At 49.0% G+C, this 20,114-nt stretch carries 19 protein-coding genes and 2 tRNA genes; 7 read left to right on the forward strand and 14 right to left on the reverse strand.

Annotated features, from left to right (window positions below; all coding sequences use genetic code 11):
* Positions 1-308: hypothetical protein (locus ACJAYR_RS14795; RefSeq protein ID WP_415237320.1), on the forward strand; the 308-nt coding region annotated here is incomplete at its 5' end.
* 101 nt (positions 309-409) lie between these two features.
* Here the strand turns inward: ACJAYR_RS14795 and ilvD are convergent.
* Entirely contained in the window at positions 410-2,263 is a 1,854-nt protein-coding gene (gene ilvD / locus ACJAYR_RS14800) for a dihydroxy-acid dehydratase (protein ID WP_415237321.1), read from the reverse strand.
* Positions 2,264-2,458: 195 nt separating this feature from the next.
* On the opposite strand from ilvD, the gene ACJAYR_RS14805 reads away from it, so the two are divergent.
* A complete protein-coding gene (locus ACJAYR_RS14805) occupies positions 2,459-4,057 on the forward strand; it encodes an OmpA family protein (RefSeq protein ID WP_415237322.1) in 1,599 nt (532 codons plus the stop codon).
* Between the two features lie 90 nt (positions 4,058-4,147).
* On the forward strand, positions 4,148-5,095 hold the full coding sequence (locus tag ACJAYR_RS14810; protein ID WP_415237323.1) for a cyclase family protein: 948 nt from the start codon (positions 4,148-4,150) through the stop codon (positions 5,093-5,095).
* A gap of 69 nt (positions 5,096-5,164) precedes the next feature.
* Here ACJAYR_RS14810 and ACJAYR_RS14815 read toward each other — a convergent pair whose 3' ends face one another.
* The 7 genes from ACJAYR_RS14815 to ACJAYR_RS14845 all read right to left on the reverse strand — a co-directional run bounded on the left by ACJAYR_RS14815 (position 5,165) and on the right by ACJAYR_RS14845 (position 15,160).
* On the reverse strand, positions 5,165-5,806 hold the full coding sequence (locus ACJAYR_RS14815) for a PEP-CTERM sorting domain-containing protein (protein WP_415237324.1): 642 nt from the start codon (positions 5,804-5,806) through the stop codon (positions 5,165-5,167).
* A 536-nt stretch (positions 5,807-6,342) separates the two neighbouring features.
* Positions 6,343-7,902 (reverse strand): long-chain-fatty-acid--CoA ligase, encoded by a 1,560-nt coding sequence (locus tag ACJAYR_RS14820; protein ID WP_415237325.1) that lies wholly within the window; start codon positions 7,900-7,902, stop codon positions 6,343-6,345.
* Positions 7,903-7,985: 83 nt separating this feature from the next.
* A complete protein-coding gene (locus ACJAYR_RS14825; RefSeq protein WP_415237326.1) occupies positions 7,986-9,206 on the reverse strand; it encodes a multidrug effflux MFS transporter in 1,221 nt (406 codons plus the stop codon).
* A 141-nt stretch (positions 9,207-9,347) separates the two neighbouring features.
* Positions 9,348-12,011 (reverse strand): valine--tRNA ligase, encoded by a 2,664-nt coding sequence (locus ACJAYR_RS14830; RefSeq protein ID WP_415237327.1) that lies wholly within the window; start codon positions 12,009-12,011, stop codon positions 9,348-9,350.
* A 108-nt stretch (positions 12,012-12,119) separates the two neighbouring features.
* Positions 12,120-12,815, reverse strand: coding sequence for a DUF2497 domain-containing protein (locus ACJAYR_RS14835; protein ID WP_415237328.1), 696 nt, complete (start codon positions 12,813-12,815; stop codon positions 12,120-12,122).
* 131 nt (positions 12,816-12,946) lie between these two features.
* Entirely contained in the window at positions 12,947-14,311 is a 1,365-nt protein-coding gene (locus tag ACJAYR_RS14840) for a TolC family outer membrane protein (RefSeq protein WP_415237329.1), read from the reverse strand.
* Positions 14,312-14,506: 195 nt separating this feature from the next.
* A complete protein-coding gene (locus ACJAYR_RS14845; protein ID WP_415237330.1) occupies positions 14,507-15,160 on the reverse strand; it encodes a protein-L-isoaspartate O-methyltransferase family protein in 654 nt (217 codons plus the stop codon).
* Between the two features lie 505 nt (positions 15,161-15,665).
* Here ACJAYR_RS14845 and ACJAYR_RS14850 point away from each other — a divergent pair.
* Positions 15,666-15,739 (forward strand) — tRNA-Cys (locus ACJAYR_RS14850).
* A gap of 4 nt (positions 15,740-15,743) precedes the next feature.
* On the opposite strand, the gene ACJAYR_RS14855 is transcribed toward ACJAYR_RS14850, so the two are convergent.
* Entirely contained in the window at positions 15,744-17,174 is a 1,431-nt protein-coding gene (locus tag ACJAYR_RS14855) for an NAD(P)-binding domain-containing protein (protein WP_415237331.1), read from the reverse strand.
* A 112-nt stretch (positions 17,175-17,286) separates the two neighbouring features.
* On the opposite strand from ACJAYR_RS14855, the gene ACJAYR_RS14860 reads away from it, so the two are divergent.
* Positions 17,287-17,472: a YqaE/Pmp3 family membrane protein gene (locus tag ACJAYR_RS14860; RefSeq protein WP_169545033.1), complete on the forward strand. Its 186-nt coding sequence runs from the start codon at positions 17,287-17,289 to the stop codon at positions 17,470-17,472.
* A 173-nt stretch (positions 17,473-17,645) separates the two neighbouring features.
* A tRNA-Asn gene (locus ACJAYR_RS14865) sits at positions 17,646-17,721 on the forward strand.
* Positions 17,722-17,817: 96 nt separating this feature from the next.
* On the opposite strand, the gene ACJAYR_RS14870 is transcribed toward ACJAYR_RS14865, so the two are convergent.
* Positions 17,818-18,144, reverse strand: coding sequence for a hypothetical protein (locus tag ACJAYR_RS14870; RefSeq protein WP_415237332.1), 327 nt, complete (start codon positions 18,142-18,144; stop codon positions 17,818-17,820).
* Positions 18,145-18,321: 177 nt separating this feature from the next.
* On the opposite strand from ACJAYR_RS14870, the gene ACJAYR_RS14875 reads away from it, so the two are divergent.
* Positions 18,322-18,645, forward strand: a complete 324-nt coding sequence (locus tag ACJAYR_RS14875) for a hypothetical protein (RefSeq protein WP_415237333.1) — start codon at positions 18,322-18,324, stop codon at positions 18,643-18,645.
* Between the two features lie 27 nt (positions 18,646-18,672).
* Here the strand turns inward: ACJAYR_RS14875 and ACJAYR_RS14880 are convergent, their stop codons facing one another.
* The 4 genes from ACJAYR_RS14880 to ACJAYR_RS14895 are packed head-to-tail and all read right to left on the reverse strand — an operon-like array spanning position 18,673 to position 20,104.
* Complete coding sequence (locus tag ACJAYR_RS14880) at positions 18,673-18,987, reverse strand: hypothetical protein (RefSeq protein WP_415237334.1); 315 nt, start codon at positions 18,985-18,987, stop codon at positions 18,673-18,675.
* A gap of 35 nt (positions 18,988-19,022) precedes the next feature.
* Positions 19,023-19,655: a lipase family protein gene (locus ACJAYR_RS14885; RefSeq protein WP_415237335.1), complete on the reverse strand. Its 633-nt coding sequence runs from the start codon at positions 19,653-19,655 to the stop codon at positions 19,023-19,025.
* On the reverse strand, positions 19,652-19,855 hold the full coding sequence (locus tag ACJAYR_RS14890; protein WP_415237336.1) for a hypothetical protein: 204 nt from the start codon (positions 19,853-19,855) through the stop codon (positions 19,652-19,654). The genes ACJAYR_RS14885 and ACJAYR_RS14890 overlap by 4 nt, the downstream gene beginning before the upstream one ends.
* A 30-nt stretch (positions 19,856-19,885) precedes the next feature.
* Positions 19,886-20,104 (reverse strand): hypothetical protein, encoded by a 219-nt coding sequence (locus tag ACJAYR_RS14895; protein WP_415237337.1) that lies wholly within the window; start codon positions 20,102-20,104, stop codon positions 19,886-19,888.
* Between the last annotated feature and the right edge of the window lie 10 nt (positions 20,105-20,114).

The raw sequence follows: 20,114 nt of genomic DNA on the forward strand, positions 1-20,114 counted from the left end.
CGGCAATTGCCCTGGATCAACCCATCCAACTAAGGCTTTTCCTGAATAAAGGGGTGAAACTGATCCTTTCCTTCATCGTTGCCTTGGTTTTACTCGCCCTCATCGGAACAGTATTGGGTCTTGTCGCATTCTTTGCGTTGAAGCTACTAAGCGTCATTTTCACGGCGGCGGCATTAAAAGTCATCATTTTCATCCTGACCAACCTTCTTATCATCCCCCTGCTCCTTGCAATTTCGACAAGTTCCGCCTCGTTTTTATATAAACGGGTTATTGGATTATCCGCAGCGCAGAGCGAAGACAGTCCGTAACATGCTGACCCCGGCGCGCTGACAAATTATAGGCGAGACACATAAAAAAAGCCCTCTCAAAAGAGAGGGCTTTTCACGTTTGGTTCCGGTTGGGTCAACCGTTATTTTTCAACCTGCCCAACATCACGGACGGCACCGCGCGCCGCACTGGTTGTCAAGGCTGCATACGCGCGTAAAGCCGTCGATACAAACCGACTTCTTTGTTCTGTCGGTTTCCAGGCAGCAGGGCCTTTAGCGTCCATTTTAGCGCGGCGTTCATCCATTTCAGCATCAGAAATTGCCAGATTGATCGTCCGGTTAGGAATATCGATTTCGATCGTATCCCCTTCTTCCACCAGACCGATATTGCCGCCCTCCGCCGCTTCTGGAGACGCATGGCCGATAGACAGACCGGATGTACCGCCGGAGAAACGACCATCTGTCAGCAAAGCACAGGCTTTACCCAACCCTTTCGATTTAAGGTAAGAGGTCGGATAAAGCATTTCCTGCATACCAGGTCCGCCTTTAGGACCTTCGTACAAGATAACGACCACATCGCCTTCTTTAATCTGATCACCCAAAATGGCTTGAACCGCGCTATCCTGACTTTCAAAAATGCGGGCTGGTCCTGAGAATTTCAGGATACTTTCATCCACACCGGCTGTTTTAACGATACAGCCTTCATGGGCGATGTTGCCATACAGAACAGCAAGCCCGCCATCCTGACTAAACGCATTTTCCTTCGTTCGGATACAGCCATTCTCGCGGTCTGTATCCAGATCAGGATACCGTTTGGATTGACTAAAGGCTTCGGTTGTCCGAACACCGCCCGGTCCCGCCCGGTAAAATTCCTGAACCGTATTGCTGCGTGTTGTTTTCACATCCCATAAATCGAGTGCTTCACCCATCGTTGCACTATGCACGGTCGGTAGCTCGGCATGCAAAAGGCCCGCCCGGTTCAACTCACCCAAAATGGCCATAATGCCGCCGGCTCTATGAACATCTTCCATATGATAATCTTGCGTGCTGGGAGCGACTTTACACAAATGTGGAACCCCGCGGCTTAGGCGATCGATATCTTCCATTGTAAAGTCAATCTCGCCTTCCTGAGCGGCGGCCAATAGATGCAATACAGTATTGGTGGACCCGCCCATGGCAATATCCAAGGTCATTGCATTTTCAAACGCCTTAAAGCAGGCGATGTCCCGTGGCAACAACCCGGGCTCTTCCATTTCATAATGGCGGCGTGTCACATTCACGATTGTTCTGGCCGCATCCAGGAAAAGCTGTTTTCTGTCGCTGTGGGTCGCCAGCAGGCTTCCATTTCCGGGCAGTGCAAGGCCAAGCGCTTCCGTCAGGCAATTCATTGAATTAGCTGTAAACATACCCGAACAAGATCCGCATGTTGGACAGGCGGAACGCTCAACCTCTGCAACTTGCTCGTCAGAAATCTCAGGATTACCGGCCTGGATCATCGCATCGATCAGGTCCAATCCCACTTCCTTGCCATCGGCCATTCCCTTGCCCGCTTCCATTGGTCCGCCAGAGACAAACACAACAGGGATATTCAGGCGCATCGCAGCCATTAACATGCCGGGTGTTATCTTGTCACAATTGGAAATACAGACCAACGCATCCGCGCAGTGGGCGTTCACCATATATTCGACGCTGTCCGCAATAATCTCACGGGACGGCAAACTATACAGCATTCCGTCATGCCCCATCGCGATCCCATCATCCACTGCGATCGTGTTAAACTCTTTGGCAACGCCCCCGCATTTTTCAATTTCACGGGCAACCATCTGGCCAAGGTCTTTCAGATGCACATGGCCCGGCACAAACTGTGTGAATGAGTTGGAAATTGCAATAATCGGCTTTTCAAAGTCGTTATCCTTCATTCCAGTGGCACGCCATAACGCACGTGCACCCGCCATGTTGCGTCCCTGTGTGGACGTCTTTGATCTATATTGGGGCATTATTTTTCCTTCGGCCAGATCCGCTAACTCATACACCTTACCTAACGCGTTCCCCAAAACAGAGCAAGTAGATAACTCAACTGCACCGCCCCACATGGCCACCCAAAATAATCAGAAACAACCTATGCTTGTATTTCTTGATACAATCACTATCTGAAAGAAAAGTAGCCGTATTTAGTCAGTAAGGATTTCACGATGCAATGTCAGGGTAGAACACGCACCGGATACCGATGCCGTAATCGTTCGCTTAACGGAGAGCTTTTCTGCGACATCCATATGAGGGTCAATCACAGCCACAATCTAACACTTCTGATCCCGCTTCTATTATCCGCGTTGGCCGGGTATTTCTTTTTTTTCGGATTGCTTTTCAACACGGCCATTTTCAGCATTTTTGATATCAATTACCTCACATTCGCGGGCATTGAGGACCTGTTCCTGAACATGCTTCGGTTCGGGGGCCTGACAACGCTGTCTCTTATTATTCTGTGGGTAGGATACTGCACCCTGCTGTTTGTGCTATTCAGTCTTCTACTGGTTCATCAGATGATTAAAGTCACCATGTCCGATGCCCTTTCTGTCACGGAACGACTGAAGTTGATCGGTCTTAGTATCGCTGTCTTTTTTCTGAACAGCCTTGTCATGCTTGTGGTTCGATTTCCCGCGCGCAATCGTTGGCACCTGAATAGCATGAGCAATAGACGTGATGCCTTTGCCCGCTCCCTATTCAACCTGAAGGACAAATCAAAACCCATTGAAATTGCACGCCCGGTAAAAGCATCCAGAACCCTGTTTCAACAATTTCTCGTCTTTCGAAATCTTGGCAATCACCGTTTTTTTGCGACCCTTGTCGTTCTCTTTCTTGTGACAGCCTGGACCACCTACAATGCAGGGAGTGAAGCCCTCTATGCAAGAGCATGTGCGCTTTCCCTCTCGGCGGATCATTCGAGCCGCCAATCTTCCCCTTTTCCTTTCCCCGCCCTTATTCTGGAAGAAGATTGCAAGATGGCGGACGGCAATGCGTCACCTGTGCCGCCAGAGAAAGCGGATGCCAGTCTTACCCGGCAGTTTATCGCTGGCCTGACCCGTGTGTTTCACTATACACCGGTAACCCTGAAGGCGATTGACGGGCAAATTCGGTTACTGCATCTGGCTTCCACCAGCCGATTTGATTTGTTCTTTAACGGTGAAAGCGGTCGATCTCTTGCCGTGCCAAGGGGTGCCCTTCAACCGTTATACTCGAACCAGAAAAAGCAGCACCCCACCCAGTCGGTGGCTATCATGGAACGTAATATTCAACGCCTAGAGCGGCAGATTGATCAATCGAATAAAGCCCTGTTTGGTTTGGATCAGATTATGAAAGAAACCAACCAGGAAATAAAAATTCTGAGCCGTAAACGGGACATACTACCCGGCCATCAAAATGACCTCAGTATCTCTCAAAGAAACTCATCAATTCCGCAGCATTGCTGGGAAACAAAACCGGAATTTGTCATTCCATTCATTTCAGGATCCTACAATGTAGAAAATGCAGGCCTTGTCGAAAGTTTATCCCGCCTTGTTTCGAGATACAAAACGGATCGGGAAAAATCGCTAATTATAACAGGATATGCGGATCCTTCCGGTGGTCTCGCCCTAAATCTCAGAATATCGGAAAAACGCGCCAGATCAGTCAGCCGGCTCATTGAACAAATGGGCCTCGATAAACATCGGTTGTTTCCTGTTGGAATGGGGATCAGCGAAAGCAGCCACCTCCCTCCCCGGCGCGTAGAAATCAGGGGATGTGACCTAAACTAAGGCCTAGAACTTGAAGAGTTTCTTTCTTGCAGAGGCTGAAATTAACCATTAGATTTACCTTCTAAAGAAAAAAATAATATGGAGGAAGTCATGAAATTTCTAAAGTCAATCGCCATCGCGACGGTTGGGCTGTCCATGGTAACGGGCAGCTTGGCCGTCGCAGCGGACTGCACAGCTTCCAAGTGGGGTAAAGATGATCAAATCGGGTCCGCCAATCTGGTAACCCCGGAACGGGTACTGGAAGCCACGAAACTGATCAAACAAGGTAAAACGCAACCTCTTGGTATTGTGATCGACTCTCAAACCCCTGCCTTCCCTCCTCGAGGCTTGAGCCTTCAGGTGGTACAGCCAAATCAGCAAGGCGGACAACGATTGTTTGCCTATGAAGGCAGCTACAACGACGACCTGATGCAACTTTGGCTCGGCATTGGATCCCAGCTGGACGGGTTGGGCCATCTTGGTCAAAACGGCATGTATTACAATTGTAACGAGGAAAAGGACTTTGCCGCAATAACGGGCCTGACAAAACTGGGAACGCACAATATGCCCCCTATGGTCGGACGAGGGATCGTTCTTGATATGGCACAACATTTTGGTATGCCTTTCCTACCAGCAGGCAAGTTCTTTACCGCCTCCGATATTCAGGCAGCAGCAAAGAGTCAGGGCGTTAAAATTAGTGAAGGGGATGTCGTCCTGTTTCATACCGGCTGGACAGACGCCAAATTCGCGTCAGACCCCACTGCTTGGGCAAGTGCGGAGCCCGGGATTTCTGAAGATGCTGCGGAATGGCTAGCTGCACAAAATGTTATGGCCGTCGGCGCAGACACTTGGGGCGTTGATGTCGTTCCGCCCCAAAAAGAAGGACGCCCGTTCTGGGGGCATGTCGTTTTATTGAAAGAAAATGGCATTTATCTGCTGGAAACCATGAATACCGGCCCCTTGGTGAAGGATGGCGTGACCGAGTTTATGTTTGTACTGGGACAACCGCGCGTCCGCGGGACGGTACAGATGATTATTAATCCGGTTGCCCTTTACTAGCGCGCTGACCGCCCCCCCAAAAAAAAGCCCGCCAAGCGGCGGGCTTTTCTTGTCGTAATCACAGAATTTTTAGGCTTTCAATGCCGATTTACGGCGCCGGGACAACCAGCCCAAACCGACCATAGCCGCGCCGAAAAGTGCCATTGCTGGTGGCAAAGGAACAGCTGACACTGTTACGCTTGCGATTTTAAAATCATCATTATACCCAATGGCGCCGATACCAAACAGATCGCCTGCCTTAAGCAGAAGGCCTGCAAATGTATAGGTATCCGTCGGGTTCGCATCCAAAGAAGCATTAATCAATTCCAGCGTACCATCATTGTCTGTATCAAAGAAATAGGCAAACTGATCATCAGATGAGTTGTAATTGAAACTGACACTCGTCAAAAATACATCTTGGGAAAAACTGAAAACCGCAACATCGTTGTGGTTCCAGCCGTCAATTTCGTGATTATCAAATAAAGTGCTGCTATAAACTGCCAGACCACTTGAATTATATTGGCGGATATACCCGCTATCGACTACATTTCCCCCTGTATATCGACCAGCACTTACGTCCAAACCAATACCATCTTTAGAATAGCTTAATGCACCTGAAGTCCAACTGGACGTGCCCGATGTAAAATCAAAGCTACTTACCGCATGAGCCGCTGTAACAGAAAACAATGCAGCAGCACCCGCTAAAAGCGAGATTACTGTATTTCTTACCATATCAATACCCCTAGAAAGGACAAGACCGTACAGAGTCCTTGTCCGTTGTTAACCCCTAAACAAACGAATACACACTTACTACGTGAAACAAAAACTGCGGTGAATGACGCAAGACGGATTGTCTTGAGCAAAAAAAAGCGACGAAATCAACGTCTACCCCATGTGGGTCCATGGAGAATTATTGCACGCCAAATTCTACTTGAAAAAATATTATATTTTATCGATAAGTGCGCACAAGTCTGCAAAGTGTTAATTTATCGTTAACAATCAAAAATTTTTGATTTTTGGCTCGGTCGCACAAATAAAAGCGAAAAAAGCGCAGATTAAGGCTCTTTTATTAACCATAATGGGGTTTCTATTAACCATAACAACTAGTAATTCGGTCCAATTTTCACACTGAAGCGCAGGTTAAAGTCGAATCACTCTGGTGTTTACACACCAGCTTTTCAAAGGTAGCGCAGGGACGACCCGTAAGGAGGAAAAGGGCGCCGAATGAAGCCCCTCTCCTCCCAAACATGGCTGCGGGAAAGACGTTTTTAGCTAACCGATTTATCCTGACCTTCCCAATATGGTTTACGGATAACATTTTTCAGGATTTTACCGGCACCGGAAAGCGGCAAGGCATCGGTTACAAAATCGACACTGCGTGGGCATTTAAAACCTGCGATCAGAGTATGAGAAAAATCGATAATCTCCTGCGCCTGAACTGTCCCCTGCTCGTGAAGTCGCACAACAGCGTGGACCTGCTCGCCCCATTTTTCATGAGGAATGCCAATCACAGCGCATTCGGCCACAGCAGGATGCTGATAAAGTGCATTTTCCACTTCAGCAGAATAAACATTTTCGCCCCCGGAAATGATCATGTCTTTGACACGATCGACGATATAGACAAAGCCCTGCTCATCCATATATCCGCCATCACCGGTATGCATCCAACCATTTCGTTTGGCTTCTGCGGTCTGCTCGGGTTTATTCCAGTATCCCAGCATTACGTTATCACCGCGCACACAAACCTCACCCACCGTACCCAAAGGGACTTCAAGATCAGCTTCGTCCAATATCTTGACCTCTACCGCATACACAGCCCGGCCCGCCGATTTAAACCGGCCAGCATTTGGTCCCTCAACAACATGGTATTCCGGTCCTGTATACGTCACCAGCGGAGCACATTCCGTCTGACCATAGGCATGGGTGAAGCCTGCCTCTGGCAAGACGTCCAAGGCCTTTACAATCACGGCTTCTGGCATTGGGGAAGCACCGTAAACGATATCCTTGAGGCTACTCATATCGTAGTTTTCAAGAGACGGATCATTTACGAGCATATTGACCATCGTCGGCACGAGAAGCGTGTTCGTTACTTTATGGTCCTGCACGGCCTGCATTGTCCCTTGTGGCGTAAAGCCCGGTATAAAGACGTGGGTAGACAATCCCATGGTGGCCCCAAAAACTGCACAACCGTCGGCGATATGGAACATTGGCGCAACATGAAGCCAACGGCTGCCTTCTTTGAAATTAAAGCAGGGCATAGCGTTCAGGGTATTCACAACAAAATTCCGGTGGCTAAGCATAACGCCCTTGGAGACGCCAGTTGTCCCGCCCGTGTAAAACAGACCCGCCAGATCTTCTCCGCCGCGCCCGGCATCTTCGACCGGCTCGGATTCTGCTACCAGGACTTCGTAGTTGAGCATCCCATCCGGGGTCGCCCCATCACCGATATATATGACCTCCCGAAGTTCCGGCACCTGATCTTTCAGTTCCTCAACAATGCCTGAGAAAGCATCATCGACAAGAAGGATTTCAGACCCGGAATCGTTCAGCCAATAGGCAAATTCTGGAACGGCCAGGCGCGTATTTACCGGAACGAAAACACCCCCCGCCCAAGGGGTGGCATAATAGAATTCCAGATATCGATCGGAATTATGCGCCAGAATGGCTACCCGCTGCCCCTCGGAAATGCCCAACGACCTTAAACCGCCCGCAAATTTTTGCACCCGCTCGGAAAATTCAGCGTAACTTCGTGCACGATCCGCACAGATTGTCGCAATTTCTGTGCTTTTTGCCTGCACGGCCCGCGTCAATAGCTGAGAAATAGACATTTCCCAATTCTCCCTGTTTATTATTTTGTTGGGAAGAGTATTAGAAATTATCGCCAGAGCGTAAAGGCAAAAACGCCCGTCTGTCAGGAACTTTCGGTTCCGACCTTACTCCGCCCCAGCATCAGGGATAAAAAGGCAGCGATGCAACAGATACCAACAACCAGTATCAGCGGAAGCGGTGTTGTTTCGTAGTAGGATAACAATAAACCCACGACAAAAGTCCCGACAGCACCGAATCCAATTTGCATAGACCCGGCAAGACCGGCCGCTGCCCCTACCCGTTCGGGATCAGCGCTAATGGCTCCGGTCACGCCTGTCGCAATGCAAAGACCATTTCCAAGCGCGACCAGACACATAAATCCAAAAAATGTAGGCGCGCCCATCCCCACAGACATTTCGGTTACCAGCATCAGCAACGGCCCGCAAAATGAAACGACTGTTCCGATCAGAATCAATTTAAAGATGCCCAACCGGTCAGTGAGCCGAGCCGTGACATAGTTTCCAAAAATATAGAACGCTGAAACCGCGACAAAATAGAACCCTAATTCAGTAGCGGTTCCGCCCATTAAATCGATCAAGACAAAGGATGTTCCGCCTAGAAACGTAAAGTAGGCAGAGGTACTGAAGCTGACCTGAAGGGCATAGGACATGAAGATGCGATTTTTAAGAAGATAATAGAAGGACAGAAACAAACCGCTAAAATGTGCCTGATGGCGTTTTCTCGGTGAAAGGGTTTCATCAGCCCCTTTTAACGCAAAGATCAGAGCGACAGCACCAAACACAATCACAAAAGCAAAACTGGACCGCCATCCGGCCTGATCTTCCAAGATCCCGCCCAACATGGGCGCCAATGATGGCGCAACAACAATGGCCATGGTCATATAGGCGATTACAGAGGCCGCCTGGGCTGCGGAAAAACGGTCTCGAACCATTGCCCGCCCCATAACCATGCCCGCGCACCCGCCAAGGGCCTGCACCATTCGCCCGCCGATCATCATTTCAATAGAGGTCGCGAAAATGCAAATTCCACCTCCGGCGATAAAAATCAATAATCCCGCAATGACAATCGGGCGCCTTCCGAACCGGTCTGAAAGGGGACCGTAAATCAGCTGCCCTACGGCGATCGCTGCCAGATAAACCGTCAATGTCAGCTGAGACATCGCATAATCAGTTTCAAAGACCAGCTGAAAAGACGAAATTGAAGGCAGAATAATATTCATTCCAAGCGGTCCGCACATACTGATGATGATCAGTACGCCCATGAAAAGCTTGGTTGATGTTTGCGAGGAATTGTTTGGTATCATACAGTCTATTAACTGATGAAAGGTCATTTCACCAGCGAAAAGAGTGTGATAGCGGAGACAAACTGTTTCATTACAAAGGGCCGTAAAAAGCCATAAAAAAGGCGACCCGAAAGCCGCCTTTCTCAGTCCTTTTGAAGCGCCTTAAAGTTCGCTCAATCGCTCAGCTGCGTCTTTCAGCTTCGCCATTTTCACATCCGCTTCAGCAAGTTTTTCTTTTTCCGCCGCTACTACATGTTCAGGGGCACCACTAACAAATTTCTCGTTGCCAAGTTTTTTGTTCAAACCCGTAATATAGCCGTTCAGCTTGCCGATTTCCTTGTCCAGACGGGCTTTCTCAGCGTCAAGATCCATCGCACCTGCGAGGGCCAAACCAATGGTTGCCCCATCATGAACAAATTGCAGGGAGCCTTTTGGCAAATCGACGTCAATCGCCTTGCTTTCGAGCCGCGCCATTCTTGAAATCACATTCCAATGATTTTCAAGCCGGTTCTTATGGGCATCACTACCTTCATTGAAGATCATCGGAATTTTCGCTCCGGCAGGAACGTTCATTTCACTCCGAACAGCGCGAATACCGCTGATCAGATCCTGAACCCACACCATCTCTGCATCGGCATTTTCATCAATTGCCGTATCAGGGTAAACAGGCCAATCAGAAACGACCAAATCCGCATCCCGTTTGGCCCCTAAAGTCAGCCAAAGCTCTTCGGTAATAAAAGGCATGAACGGATGCAGAATTTTCAGGATTTCATCCAGAACCCACGCTGCCGTTGCCTTTGTTTCAGCCTTCGCCGCTTCGTCATTGCCTTGGAATGGAATTTTTGCAAACTCAAGATACCAGTCGCAGAAAACATTCCATGTAAAGGAATAAACGGCGTTTGACGCGTCATTGAAACGATATCCGTCCCGTTTGCCTTCAAGGGCTTCCCGAACAGCTGCTTCACATTTGGCAACTTCACCAATGATCCAGCGATTAACTGGTTGCTCCGCTGTGAAAGGGTCAAACCCATCGGGCACAGAGCATTCGTTCATTTCGCAGAAACGAGCAGCGTTCCAAAGTTTCGTCGTAAAATTCCGATACCCTTCTACCCGCTGTTCAGACAGGCGGACATCGCGCCCCTGAGCTGCGCTGGCAGACAAAAAGAACCGAAGGGCGTCTGCGCCATATTTGTCAACAAGGTCCAGCGGGTCGACAACATTCCCCTTGGACTTTGACATCTTGGCACCGTGCTCATCACGAACCAACGCATGAATATAGACGGTATGAAACGGCGGGACCTCGTCCATGAAATGCAGTCCCATCATCATCATTCTGGCTACCCAGAAGAAAATGATATCAAAGCCTGTGATCAGGACATCCGTCTGATAATATTTATCCAGTTCAGGTGTTTTATCCGGCCAGCCAAGCGTTGAAAAAGGCCAAAGAGCAGACGAAAACCAGGTATCCAGAACGTCGTTGTCCTGCGTTAGTTCTTCGCGTTTGCCATAATGCGCTTCCGCTGCAGCAAAGGCTTCTTCTTCCGTTTCCTCAACGAAAATCATGCCGTCTGGCCCAAACCAGGCCGGAATGCGATGACCCCACCATAACTGCCGGGAAATACACCAAGGTTGGATATTCCGCATCCAGTCATAATATGTATTCGTCCATTTTGACGGAACGAACTTGGTCTGGCCACTTTCCACGGCCCGAATAGCAGGCTGCGCCAGCGTCACCGCATCGGCAAACCACTGATCCGTTAGATAAGGCTCGATCACAACACCAGACCGGTCGCCATAAGGAACCATGTGTGTGTGATCTTCAATTTTGTTCAATAGACCGAGGGCTTCAATATCCGCAACAATTTCTTTGCGCGCAGCAAAGCGTTCCATCCCACGGTATTTTTCTGGAACCGTGTCATTCAGACAGGCATTTTCATCAAGAATATTGATGACATCCAGCCCGGCCCGTTTGCCAACCTCAAAATCGTTAAAATCGTGCGCTGGTGTTATTTTAACAGCACCTGATCCCTGTTCAGGGTCCGCATACTCATCCGCAACAATCGGAATACGCCGACCAACAATTGGCAGGATAACGTATTTTCCGACCAGTTCTTTATACCGGTCATCATCAGGGTGAACGGCAATTCCTGTATCGCCGAGCATTGTTTCCGGCCGTGTGGTTGCAACGGTAATGTAGCGACCACCCTCGCCTTCAATCGGATAATTGAAGTGCCACATATGGCTGTTGACTTCTTTTTGCTCAACTTCCAGGTCTGAAATCGCTGTGTGAAACTTCGGATCCCAGTTTACCAGACGCTTGTCCCGGTAGATCAGGTTTTCCTTGTAAAGCTGGACGAACACTTTCCGAACGGCTTTGGAAAGACCTTCATCCATTGTAAAGCGTTCCCGGTTCCAGTCACAGGAGGCCCCTAAACGGTGCAACTGTCCGATAATGGATCCGCCGGATTTCTCTTTCCACTCCCAGATCTTTTCAATGAATTTTTCGCGGCCAAGATCATGTCGGGTAATGCCTTGTTCCGCCAACTGGCGTTCGACAACCATCTGGGTTGCGATGCCGGCATGATCGGTACCGGGCTGCCACAACACATCCTTGCCGCGCATCCGTTCAAATCGAACAAGTATATCCTGAAGGGTATTATTGAGCGCATGGCCCATATGCAGGTTACCGGTCACATTCGGCGGCGGAATAACAATCGTGAAGGCATCTTCACTATCATTTCGACCACATGCAAATGCGCCTTGCTCCATCCATCGGGAATAGAGCTTTCCTTCGACCTCTTGCGGCCGATAAGATTTGTCAAGCATCGCTGACACTCTCTTTATTATCATAAATCAAAAAATCGGGTGAAAAGCCACCAAATGGCCCCCGGGACTTAATCCCAGTATAGTCGGCTCGCAGCCACGGACAAGAACCTATTCGCTATCGTCCGCACGGTCTGCGAGCTTGCTCACTTCACGTTCCACAATACGCTGTACGATGCTTGCCAGATGTTCATCCAGCCATTCTTTCAGCATAGGACGCAATAAATCCCGGACAAGTTCTTCAAGGGTTGCGTGGCCATTGCCCATCGGCATACCGCGCGACGAAGAGACAGCACCGGCGAGACTGGCGAATGAACTGGTCGCCGCTGCGACAACAGGCTCTTCGAGCAAGCTGTCAAGTTTGGCGTCCATTGCGCTTTTTGCAGGCAGTTCCTCTGGCTCAAAAACCGGCTCTGGCTCAGGCTCAGGCTCAGGCTCAGGCTCAGGCTCTGGTTCTGGTTCCGGTTCTGGCTCTGGTTCTGGCTCTGGTTCTGGCTCCGGCTCAGGTTCTTCAACCACCAACTCCTCATCCATCACAAGAACTTCGCCTTCATCGTCGATCTCATCTGTAAGCTCGAGGACATCTTCCTCTACTTCAGGTTCTGGTTCTGGTTCTGGTTCTGGTTCTGGTTCTGGCTCTGGCTCCGGAGTAGGTTCTGCTTCCATCGCTGGTTCAGCAGCTACTTCCTCAGAAACCTCTTCGGTTTCAGCGGCTTCTTCTTCATCGCCATCTTCGGAAATAATACGACGAATGGAGGCAAGAATTTCCTCCATGGTCGGTTCTTGTTCTGCTTTCGGATCACTCATCGTGCAAATCACCAACGACTATTTAAGTATTAAGTTCGAAACTTATCTAAGAATGACATAAAAGGCCAGTCTCCATAAACACTTTCGTACCATATACTTAATGAATGCTTAAAAAGTGGGTGCTATTCGCCCTAGTCCAGACCACCGTCCGTACCGGTCCATTTGTTGCGAACCCGTTTATAATTGGCTTCTGGATCATACAGTTCAACATTGAGTCCCAACTCGCGGGCTCCCAGATTACCAACCGCAGCCAACACGTCGTAGACAGCAATACTGACATCCCGCCGTGATGTTACAAGATTTACCTGACTGACAAGCAGCTCCTGCTCAGCGTCCAAGACATCCAATGTTGTCCGGGATCCGACCTGCGCTTCCTGATTGACACCTTCCAGCGCAATCGTATTGGCGCGCACCTGCTCTTCATTTGATGTTATCTGCGCCCGCGCTGACTCCAGCTGTTCCCAGGAACGCGTGACCGCTTCACGAACTTCCCGCACAGCAGATTCGATTTCGATCCTGCGTTGATTATTTAACTGACGCGCCTGACGCACCTGACTGTAAACAGAACCAGACTGGTAAAGCGGCACGGTTAGCCGGGCTGTCAAAGAGCCACTTTCGGACCATTGGGATTCTGAAGACTGGTCATCTGAATGCGCCAAAGACCCCGTCAATGACAAGGTTGGCAGCAGTTGACCGGACGTCGCCCGAATGCTGTGCTTTGAACTCTCTTCGTTATATTTTGCTGCCTGAATATCCGGATTGTTATTCATACCCATTTCAAGGGCCGCATCGATTGATTCAGGAAAGTTATCGGGCAATGACGGATTTTCTAGCTTGCCCGGTTTTTGTCCAACAATGCGTTCGTAATTGGCTTCACTCACCTTCAGGTTACCAATAGCACCGACAAGGTCTGAGCGTGCGCCAGCCAGACGGGCTTCCGCCTGCGCAACGTCAGTTCGGGTGATTTCACCAACATCGAACCGATCCTGTGCGGCTTCACGCTGACGTTCCAGAACCTCTACGTTATTCTGATTAAGATCGACAACGGCCTGATCGCGGACAACATTTACATAAGCCCGGACAGCAGATTGGAAGACTGATTGCTCTACGGAATCCAGGTTAGACCGCGCGGCTTTCACGCTCGCCTCTGCCGCGGCAGTATTTGCGACAGTCTGGCCACCTGTATAAATTGGCTGCGAAACAGTAACCGCGACTGAACTTGGGTTATAGGTCCGGTCCCCGCCAGGTGCAGAGGTGGTTGACGTTTTACTATATTCAGTACCCGCTTCCCCCACCACGGTAACCGTCGGACGCCATCCTGAAAGCGCCTGAGCCACACCTTCATCGGTTCCCCGAACACTGGCGCGTTGCGCCTGCAATGTTGGATTGGAGCTATAGGTCAAAGCAAGTGCTTCTTTCAGAGTTTCGGCATTCACCGCTGAACTGAACATGGACATCGCCAGAACCGAGGTTACCGTAACGATCGCTTTTTTCATTCCCTATGCCCTTTTTGGTGGTTAAGTCAGCATTCTGATTTAACTATATGTGTTTTTGTGAAGGACAGCACCCGTAAACTTTAATCCAGCCCCCCACATCACTGGATATCTGTTTTCTACCGGTTCACACCCTACTCACAAACACTTTACAGACAAAATACGGTAAAGTGTGACCGGCATCATACCGCAGTCTCCTTAGAAACTAAACGTTGCTTCGGATTTCAAGCTCCCCAACTCGGGAACTGCGGCATTAAACAATGCTTTCGCGCGAACATCGTCCCCTGATTTTGTATATAGGGTAGCAACGCCCGGATTGACGCCAATGACACAAATCAGTCGGCCGCCATCGGCGAGCTGATCGATCAGGCTCATTGGAACGGTTTCAATTGCACCGTTAATGTGAATCACATTATACGGTCCCTGCTTCTCATTTCCAGCCTCCAGCGCGCCTTCGACAACGGCCACGTTATCGACTTCCAGCGCAGACAGCGTCTGGGACGCCTTTTCGACAAGTTCCGTATCGGTATCAATCGCAACAACTGCCTGTGCAAGCTGACCAATTACAGCAGAAGAATATCCTGTGCCACAGGCGACATCCAGCGCGACGTCGCTTTTCTTTATGTCTGCGGCCTGAAGCATGCGTCCAAAGACCCGAGGCTCAATCAAATACCGGTCATCCGACACTTGTAAATCCTCGTCCAGATACGCAACACCTCTCAAGGCTTTGGGGACAAATTCTTCCCGCGGAACCGTATTCATGGCATCTGCCACGCTATCACTGGTCACATTGTTTGGGCGAAGTTGACTGAGCACCATACTCTCACGTGCTTCGGCGTAAATTTCAGTCATATTGAATTTCCCGTTATTCCTATACTCTGCATCAGACCGGATTGTATGACATTGGTTTAACTGAAGCCATACTGGTTCGCGGCGTTTATACTTAAACTATCTGCGCAAAATCAAGAAAGAAGCGCCCTTTGCCGACTGTTTTTACTATACAAGCGTGCTTTCGTGATATTTTCGCCAGCAATCCTCACAAAACGATACTTCCAATCCCAACGCCTTACCCTAGCGAGCGAGGTGCCCGCGCGTTCAGAATTCCGTATATCCAATGGCCGTTTTCTTGACAACCCTGTCCGTTGATCAAGGCGCAAATGCGCAATGCTCCAAGCATTTCCTGTGTGCTTTGGACGCCAAGTAATGCAGTCCGCGACAGACAAAACTGTAAACTGAGCAGTAATATGGCAAAATAACGCCACAGTTTTTATGATTTTCCGCGCAATTCACTTGTTGACAGGTCCGGGATAAAGACTTAAAACGCCATGACTTTTCAGGGATAGCCTCCTGAAAGTGAGGCCTGGTGGCGGAGTGGCTACGCAGCGGATTGCAAATCCGTGAACACCGGTTCGATTCCGGTCCAGGCCTCCAATTCTCAGCGTTCGATCCACTCATCTCCCAGTAATTCTGGTTCTGCATATTTCTGCATTTCTTCCAGATGGGCTTCTGCGTTATCACAGAACAACCGGCTAATCAGGTGATCAACAAGGCGTTCTGTCCCAATATTTGTTCCTGGAATATCACTGCTGACAGGGGCGTGGCTCATTGTTGTTGCTGCGTTGAACAGATGAAGCCGGTCCAGCCCGGAGCAATTTTCCGTTTCACGTTTTGGCAGAAACTGAAAGCCATCCCCTAAAAACGGATAGGATAGAAGCGGATCATCCTCGTTGCCGGACGGTGGCTGAAATTCATCCTTCCACAATCGAATGTCCGGGGCCAAAGACGCCAACTCAGGCTGTTTTTGAAGATCCATCGCATAACCGGTTCCAAATATGACGAAATCTCCGGTGAACTGCCCCCGGTGCGTTGTCAGCGTAAGGTTATTCTCTGAACAGGATGCTGAAATCAGTCCAGCGCCGAGATACAGATTAAAATTCTCATGCGCTTTGAGGCGGAGCATAGAATCTCTCGGCGCGGCAACCTTTGCATCAAAACCTTCTTTTAAAAAGGCCCATTTCTTTTCGGCTGGCAATTTGTGAAACCCGCGCATAAAGCCAGGATAAACGATATATTTAAACTTGTTCAGGGTTGGCATTTCGGGAGACCGGACAAGCATATCCACTTGTGCTGCGCCGTTCTCCAAAGCTGTTGCAGCAGCATCTACGGCAGAAGCCGCCCCTCCCACCACGAGGATCCGCGCCCCTTTCAATTGACAAAAGTCAATTTGATCTTCTGTATGGGCACGCTTGTAGGCTGGGATGGTATCGGCCACAGGCGGTAATGCAACACCACCAGAGGCAGCCCGGCCGGTCGCCAGTACCACGTGGCGGGCATATTGTTGCCGGGTTCCGTTTTCGCCATCCATTAAAAGATGCCAGAAGTCGCCCTCAGACTTCAGGCTTTTCAGGCAAATGTCATTCTGCACGAAAGGTACGGTAATTTTACGATACCAGCACAAATACGCCATCCATACTTCACGGGGGATTTTGTCCAGTTTTTCCCAGGCCTCTTCGCCATAAACGGCACTATACCAGGCCCGAAATGTCAAAGAAGCAATTCCTTGATGCGGGCCTGTAAGATGCTTGGGGGAGCGAAGCGTTCGCATCCGGGCGGTTGTTATCCATGGCCCTTCTTCACCGCGCGGATTTTGATCAAAAACTGCAATATTCCGCACCCCTTCCCGCTTAAGCGCAAATGCGACAGACAGTCCCGAAGCCCCTGCACCAATGATCGCCACATCCAACGCTTTTTTGCCATCTGGTGCGAGGCGTTGATGAACCCAATTTTTCGCTGGTTGATTCATATAGCCAAGCGCAGTCTGAAATTCATGTTCCAGCGCGGCCAGAGCCGTATCATTTTTCACCATATTTCCAAGTTCTTCTTTTTATTCTGGTAGTAGCTTTACTTCACAACTATCCTTATTAAGACATTGAACTCGAATTTGGTTCAAATACTTTGTCGACTAGGAGACTTCTATAATGCGCTTGATAATTGCGATACTTTTACCTTTTCTTGTGTTCTTTACAATCGGACGCCCATTTCAGGGTATTTTTTGCCTTATTCTTCAGGCAACGCTCATTGGCTGGATCCCGGCTGCTATTTGGGCTGTATACGCGTTAAGCCAATACAATACAGATAAAAAAATAAACAGCATGCACCAATAAAGCTGTTTCCTGGCGGGCAGAATTAATTCCCCCTTCTTCTGCAAAAATATCCGCCGGAATTTGGCAGTTTTCAGGCAATTTTGTTTTTTTTTGAAAAAAAATGAAAATCAGGGCTTGGCAGGCTAATCTGCAATTGCTATAAGCCGCGAACCCGATCACATCGGGTCAACTGATCCCCGATAGCTCAGTTGGTAGAGCAGCTGACTGTTAATCAGCCTGTCGCAGGTTCGAGTCCTGCTCGGGGAGCCAATTCAAAACGGCCGAGAATGTATTCTCGGCCGTTTTTGATTCTTCTGTCTTTCCGATCTCTGACCTGTTCAAAAACACATGTCAGCAACGCATTGTTCACAGCCGAGTAAGACAGTAAATATTCTGGTCTGTTTCAAGATTGTCTTTTTGAAGCACAATCTGCCATCCTGCATCTTCTAGATATTCGTTTACTGGGCTTTCGATAACCAGTTGCCGAAACTTTGAATAATCGAGGGTCGAAAAATCAGGATATTCCTGACAGGCGACGTCATACAGGGCGGGCAAAGTAAATTGCCATTTCTCAGTCCCGCTCATATGGTTTCTAACGGGTGGTGACGTTGCCGGAGTGAGGCTCTCGCCCCCATCGAGCATATCAAAGAACAATTCGATTATCTGATCATTCGTAACGGCAACTGTCGGCATGGCACACCTGATTAGCGAGCGATCCTTTTGAATAGGATTCTAAAAAAGTGCGCCACTATAGCGCCAAACGACAGCAACCTTTTGTGGGGTAAGTCACCAAACAAAAAATCTTGTTTTCATTCTTTTTTCATACAATTTCCCTAAAATTATCAATATCTACATTAAGGAAGTATGCGTATGAATGGTCTGTATAAAGCCCAATTTCAAACCCCTTTTGGCTCAGGTTCCGCAGTCTTTGTTTTGAGAGACGGTCAGCTGAGAGGTGGAAACGGCGCCCTCTATTATGTGGGAAATTATCGTCTGGACGGCGAGACATTTTCAGCAACGCTTAAGACAGATCGCCATACACACGATCTAACAACCGCATCTGTCTTTGGTATGGATAGGCTGAACGTTACCCTTGAAGGCGTCGTTAATGGAAACACCATTACGTTTGATGGCGTGGCCGATGAAGTGCCCGACATGCAGGTTCAAGGCATGCTGGAGCGGCTTTGCGACTAGTTTACCAATCGCAAAGCCGAACCGATTTTACACCTCAGACAAAAAGCCCCGAGCACCGGATCCCTCTTGTGAGAAATCAAGTTCTCTGATCGTTTGCCCGTCGTAGAACCGATCTTCGCCAAGATCAAGATCACTCTCTTCAAAGGCGGGGATAATGCCTGTCTGGGCAAGAAGGCTTTGACTTTCCAACGCGGTTACATTTTCATTTGTCGGCTCTTGTTCCGCATCGACCAAATGAAGGGGAAAGTTATCGTTCGCTGGGATTGGGAATGCACCACCAGCGACTGAAGCTTCCTCATCAAACATTTCACTGATACTGTAAGCAGGTCCTTTTTTTATCATTTTTTACCTCGTTTATTTTGAAACAATCGGTACTTTTACGCTCTCATCTGAAGACCATTGATATAGGCCTTCATCGAATGCCCAAAGGCAGACATTTTCACCACCCGGCCCACAGGTTTATAAAGACCCGTTCGACCACTGGGATGTTTTAAGGCGCCTTTTATTGGAAGGCGTGTAACAAGATCACATCGGTTTTCATAACGGGTAACCCTGAGTTTGCGATTAATCTCCTGCGCAAATTCCTGATCACCAATTCGGGGACAGCCGAAAACAAAAACCCGATCGGCCCCGATCACACTCGCGGCCAAAACCGCAAGGGCTGCCCCCATCGAATGCCCTGTAAAGTACAAGCGGTTGCCAACAATCAAGTGTTGCTTGATCGGCCTCAAAAGGCGCCACAACAATCGATAAAAGCCCTCATGGACTTTTCCGGGGCCGCACCAGTGAACCAGATCGGTCAATAAGTTCTCTTCCAGCGTCGACCGACCATTTCGCGGAAAAACAGTGCCCCTTATCGCGACAACTGTTTTTCCCTCTTTTTGACCAATCCAACCCCGTAAACAGTTGGCCTTGATTTGTTTATATTGATACCCCAATTGGGCGGCCGGCCCCTTCCCGTTCACGCGATAGGCAATTTCAGCGCATTGCGCGGCCTCGATGGCTCTCATTTGTCATCCGCGTTTCGGTTGAGACCTACATTCCCTGCCAGAATATTCAAAACAGACAACGCCTTATCAACCACCAGATCATCTGATCGGGACGGCGTAAAAGACGTAATAAATGTTGCGACAACAACAATAAAAGACAGACCATTAAACGCCTGCAAAAAAAGCCCGCCGTCTAAATTGAACACATCCAGATTATCCAAATCACTTCTCCTCTGAAGAAAACTATTCGTTTACGCGCCAAATGGTTTGAAGGTTTGCCCCAACCAGGCAATGAATGTAATTAACGCAACGATGACGGTGCCTGTGAGGCCGACAAATTTCAAAGCCCCACGCCCCATACTGACCTGACCGCTCAAGGCTTTTACGTCGTCCCGCAACTCCACCATACCCAAATGTAAATTTTCAATTCGAACCCTCATGGTTCCGATTTCATTCTCTAGTTTTTCCATAATTTTTCCC

This window comes from Sneathiella sp. (assembly GCF_047631475.1).
GTDB lineage: Bacteria > Pseudomonadota > Alphaproteobacteria > Sneathiellales > Sneathiellaceae > Sneathiella.

Coding starts and splice junctions, on each gene's coding strand:
- ilvD (WP_415237321.1), bottom strand. CDS start 2,263: ATGCCCCAATATAGATCAAAGACGTCCACACAGGGACGCAACATGGCG.
- ACJAYR_RS14805 (WP_415237322.1), top strand. CDS start 2,459: ATGCAATGTCAGGGTAGAACACGCACCGGATACCGATGCCGTAATCGT.
- ACJAYR_RS14810 (WP_415237323.1), top strand. CDS start 4,148: ATGAAATTTCTAAAGTCAATCGCCATCGCGACGGTTGGGCTGTCCATG.
- ACJAYR_RS14815 (WP_415237324.1), bottom strand. CDS start 5,806: ATGGTAAGAAATACAGTAATCTCGCTTTTAGCGGGTGCTGCTGCATTG.
- ACJAYR_RS14820 (WP_415237325.1), bottom strand. CDS start 7,902: ATGTCTATTTCTCAGCTATTGACGCGGGCCGTGCAGGCAAAAAGCACA.
- ACJAYR_RS14825 (WP_415237326.1), bottom strand. CDS start 9,206: ATGATACCAAACAATTCCTCGCAAACATCAACCAAGCTTTTCATGGGC.
- ACJAYR_RS14830 (WP_415237327.1), bottom strand. CDS start 12,011: ATGCTTGACAAATCTTATCGGCCGCAAGAGGTCGAAGGAAAGCTCTAT.
- ACJAYR_RS14835 (WP_415237328.1), bottom strand. CDS start 12,815: ATGAGTGATCCGAAAGCAGAACAAGAACCGACCATGGAGGAAATTCTT.
- ACJAYR_RS14840 (WP_415237329.1), bottom strand. CDS start 14,311: ATGAAAAAAGCGATCGTTACGGTAACCTCGGTTCTGGCGATGTCCATG.
- ACJAYR_RS14845 (WP_415237330.1), bottom strand. CDS start 15,160: ATGACTGAAATTTACGCCGAAGCACGTGAGAGTATGGTGCTCAGTCAA.
- ACJAYR_RS14855 (WP_415237331.1), bottom strand. CDS start 17,174: ATGGTGAAAAATGATACGGCTCTGGCCGCGCTGGAACATGAATTTCAG.
- ACJAYR_RS14860 (WP_169545033.1), top strand. CDS start 17,287: ATGCGCTTGATAATTGCGATACTTTTACCTTTTCTTGTGTTCTTTACA.
- ACJAYR_RS14870 (WP_415237332.1), bottom strand. CDS start 18,144: ATGCCGACAGTTGCCGTTACGAATGATCAGATAATCGAATTGTTCTTT.
- ACJAYR_RS14875 (WP_415237333.1), top strand. CDS start 18,322: ATGAATGGTCTGTATAAAGCCCAATTTCAAACCCCTTTTGGCTCAGGT.
- ACJAYR_RS14880 (WP_415237334.1), bottom strand. CDS start 18,987: ATGATAAAAAAAGGACCTGCTTACAGTATCAGTGAAATGTTTGATGAG.
- ACJAYR_RS14885 (WP_415237335.1), bottom strand. CDS start 19,655: ATGAGAGCCATCGAGGCCGCGCAATGCGCTGAAATTGCCTATCGCGTG.
- ACJAYR_RS14895 (WP_415237337.1), bottom strand. CDS start 20,104: ATGGAAAAACTAGAGAATGAAATCGGAACCATGAGGGTTCGAATTGAA.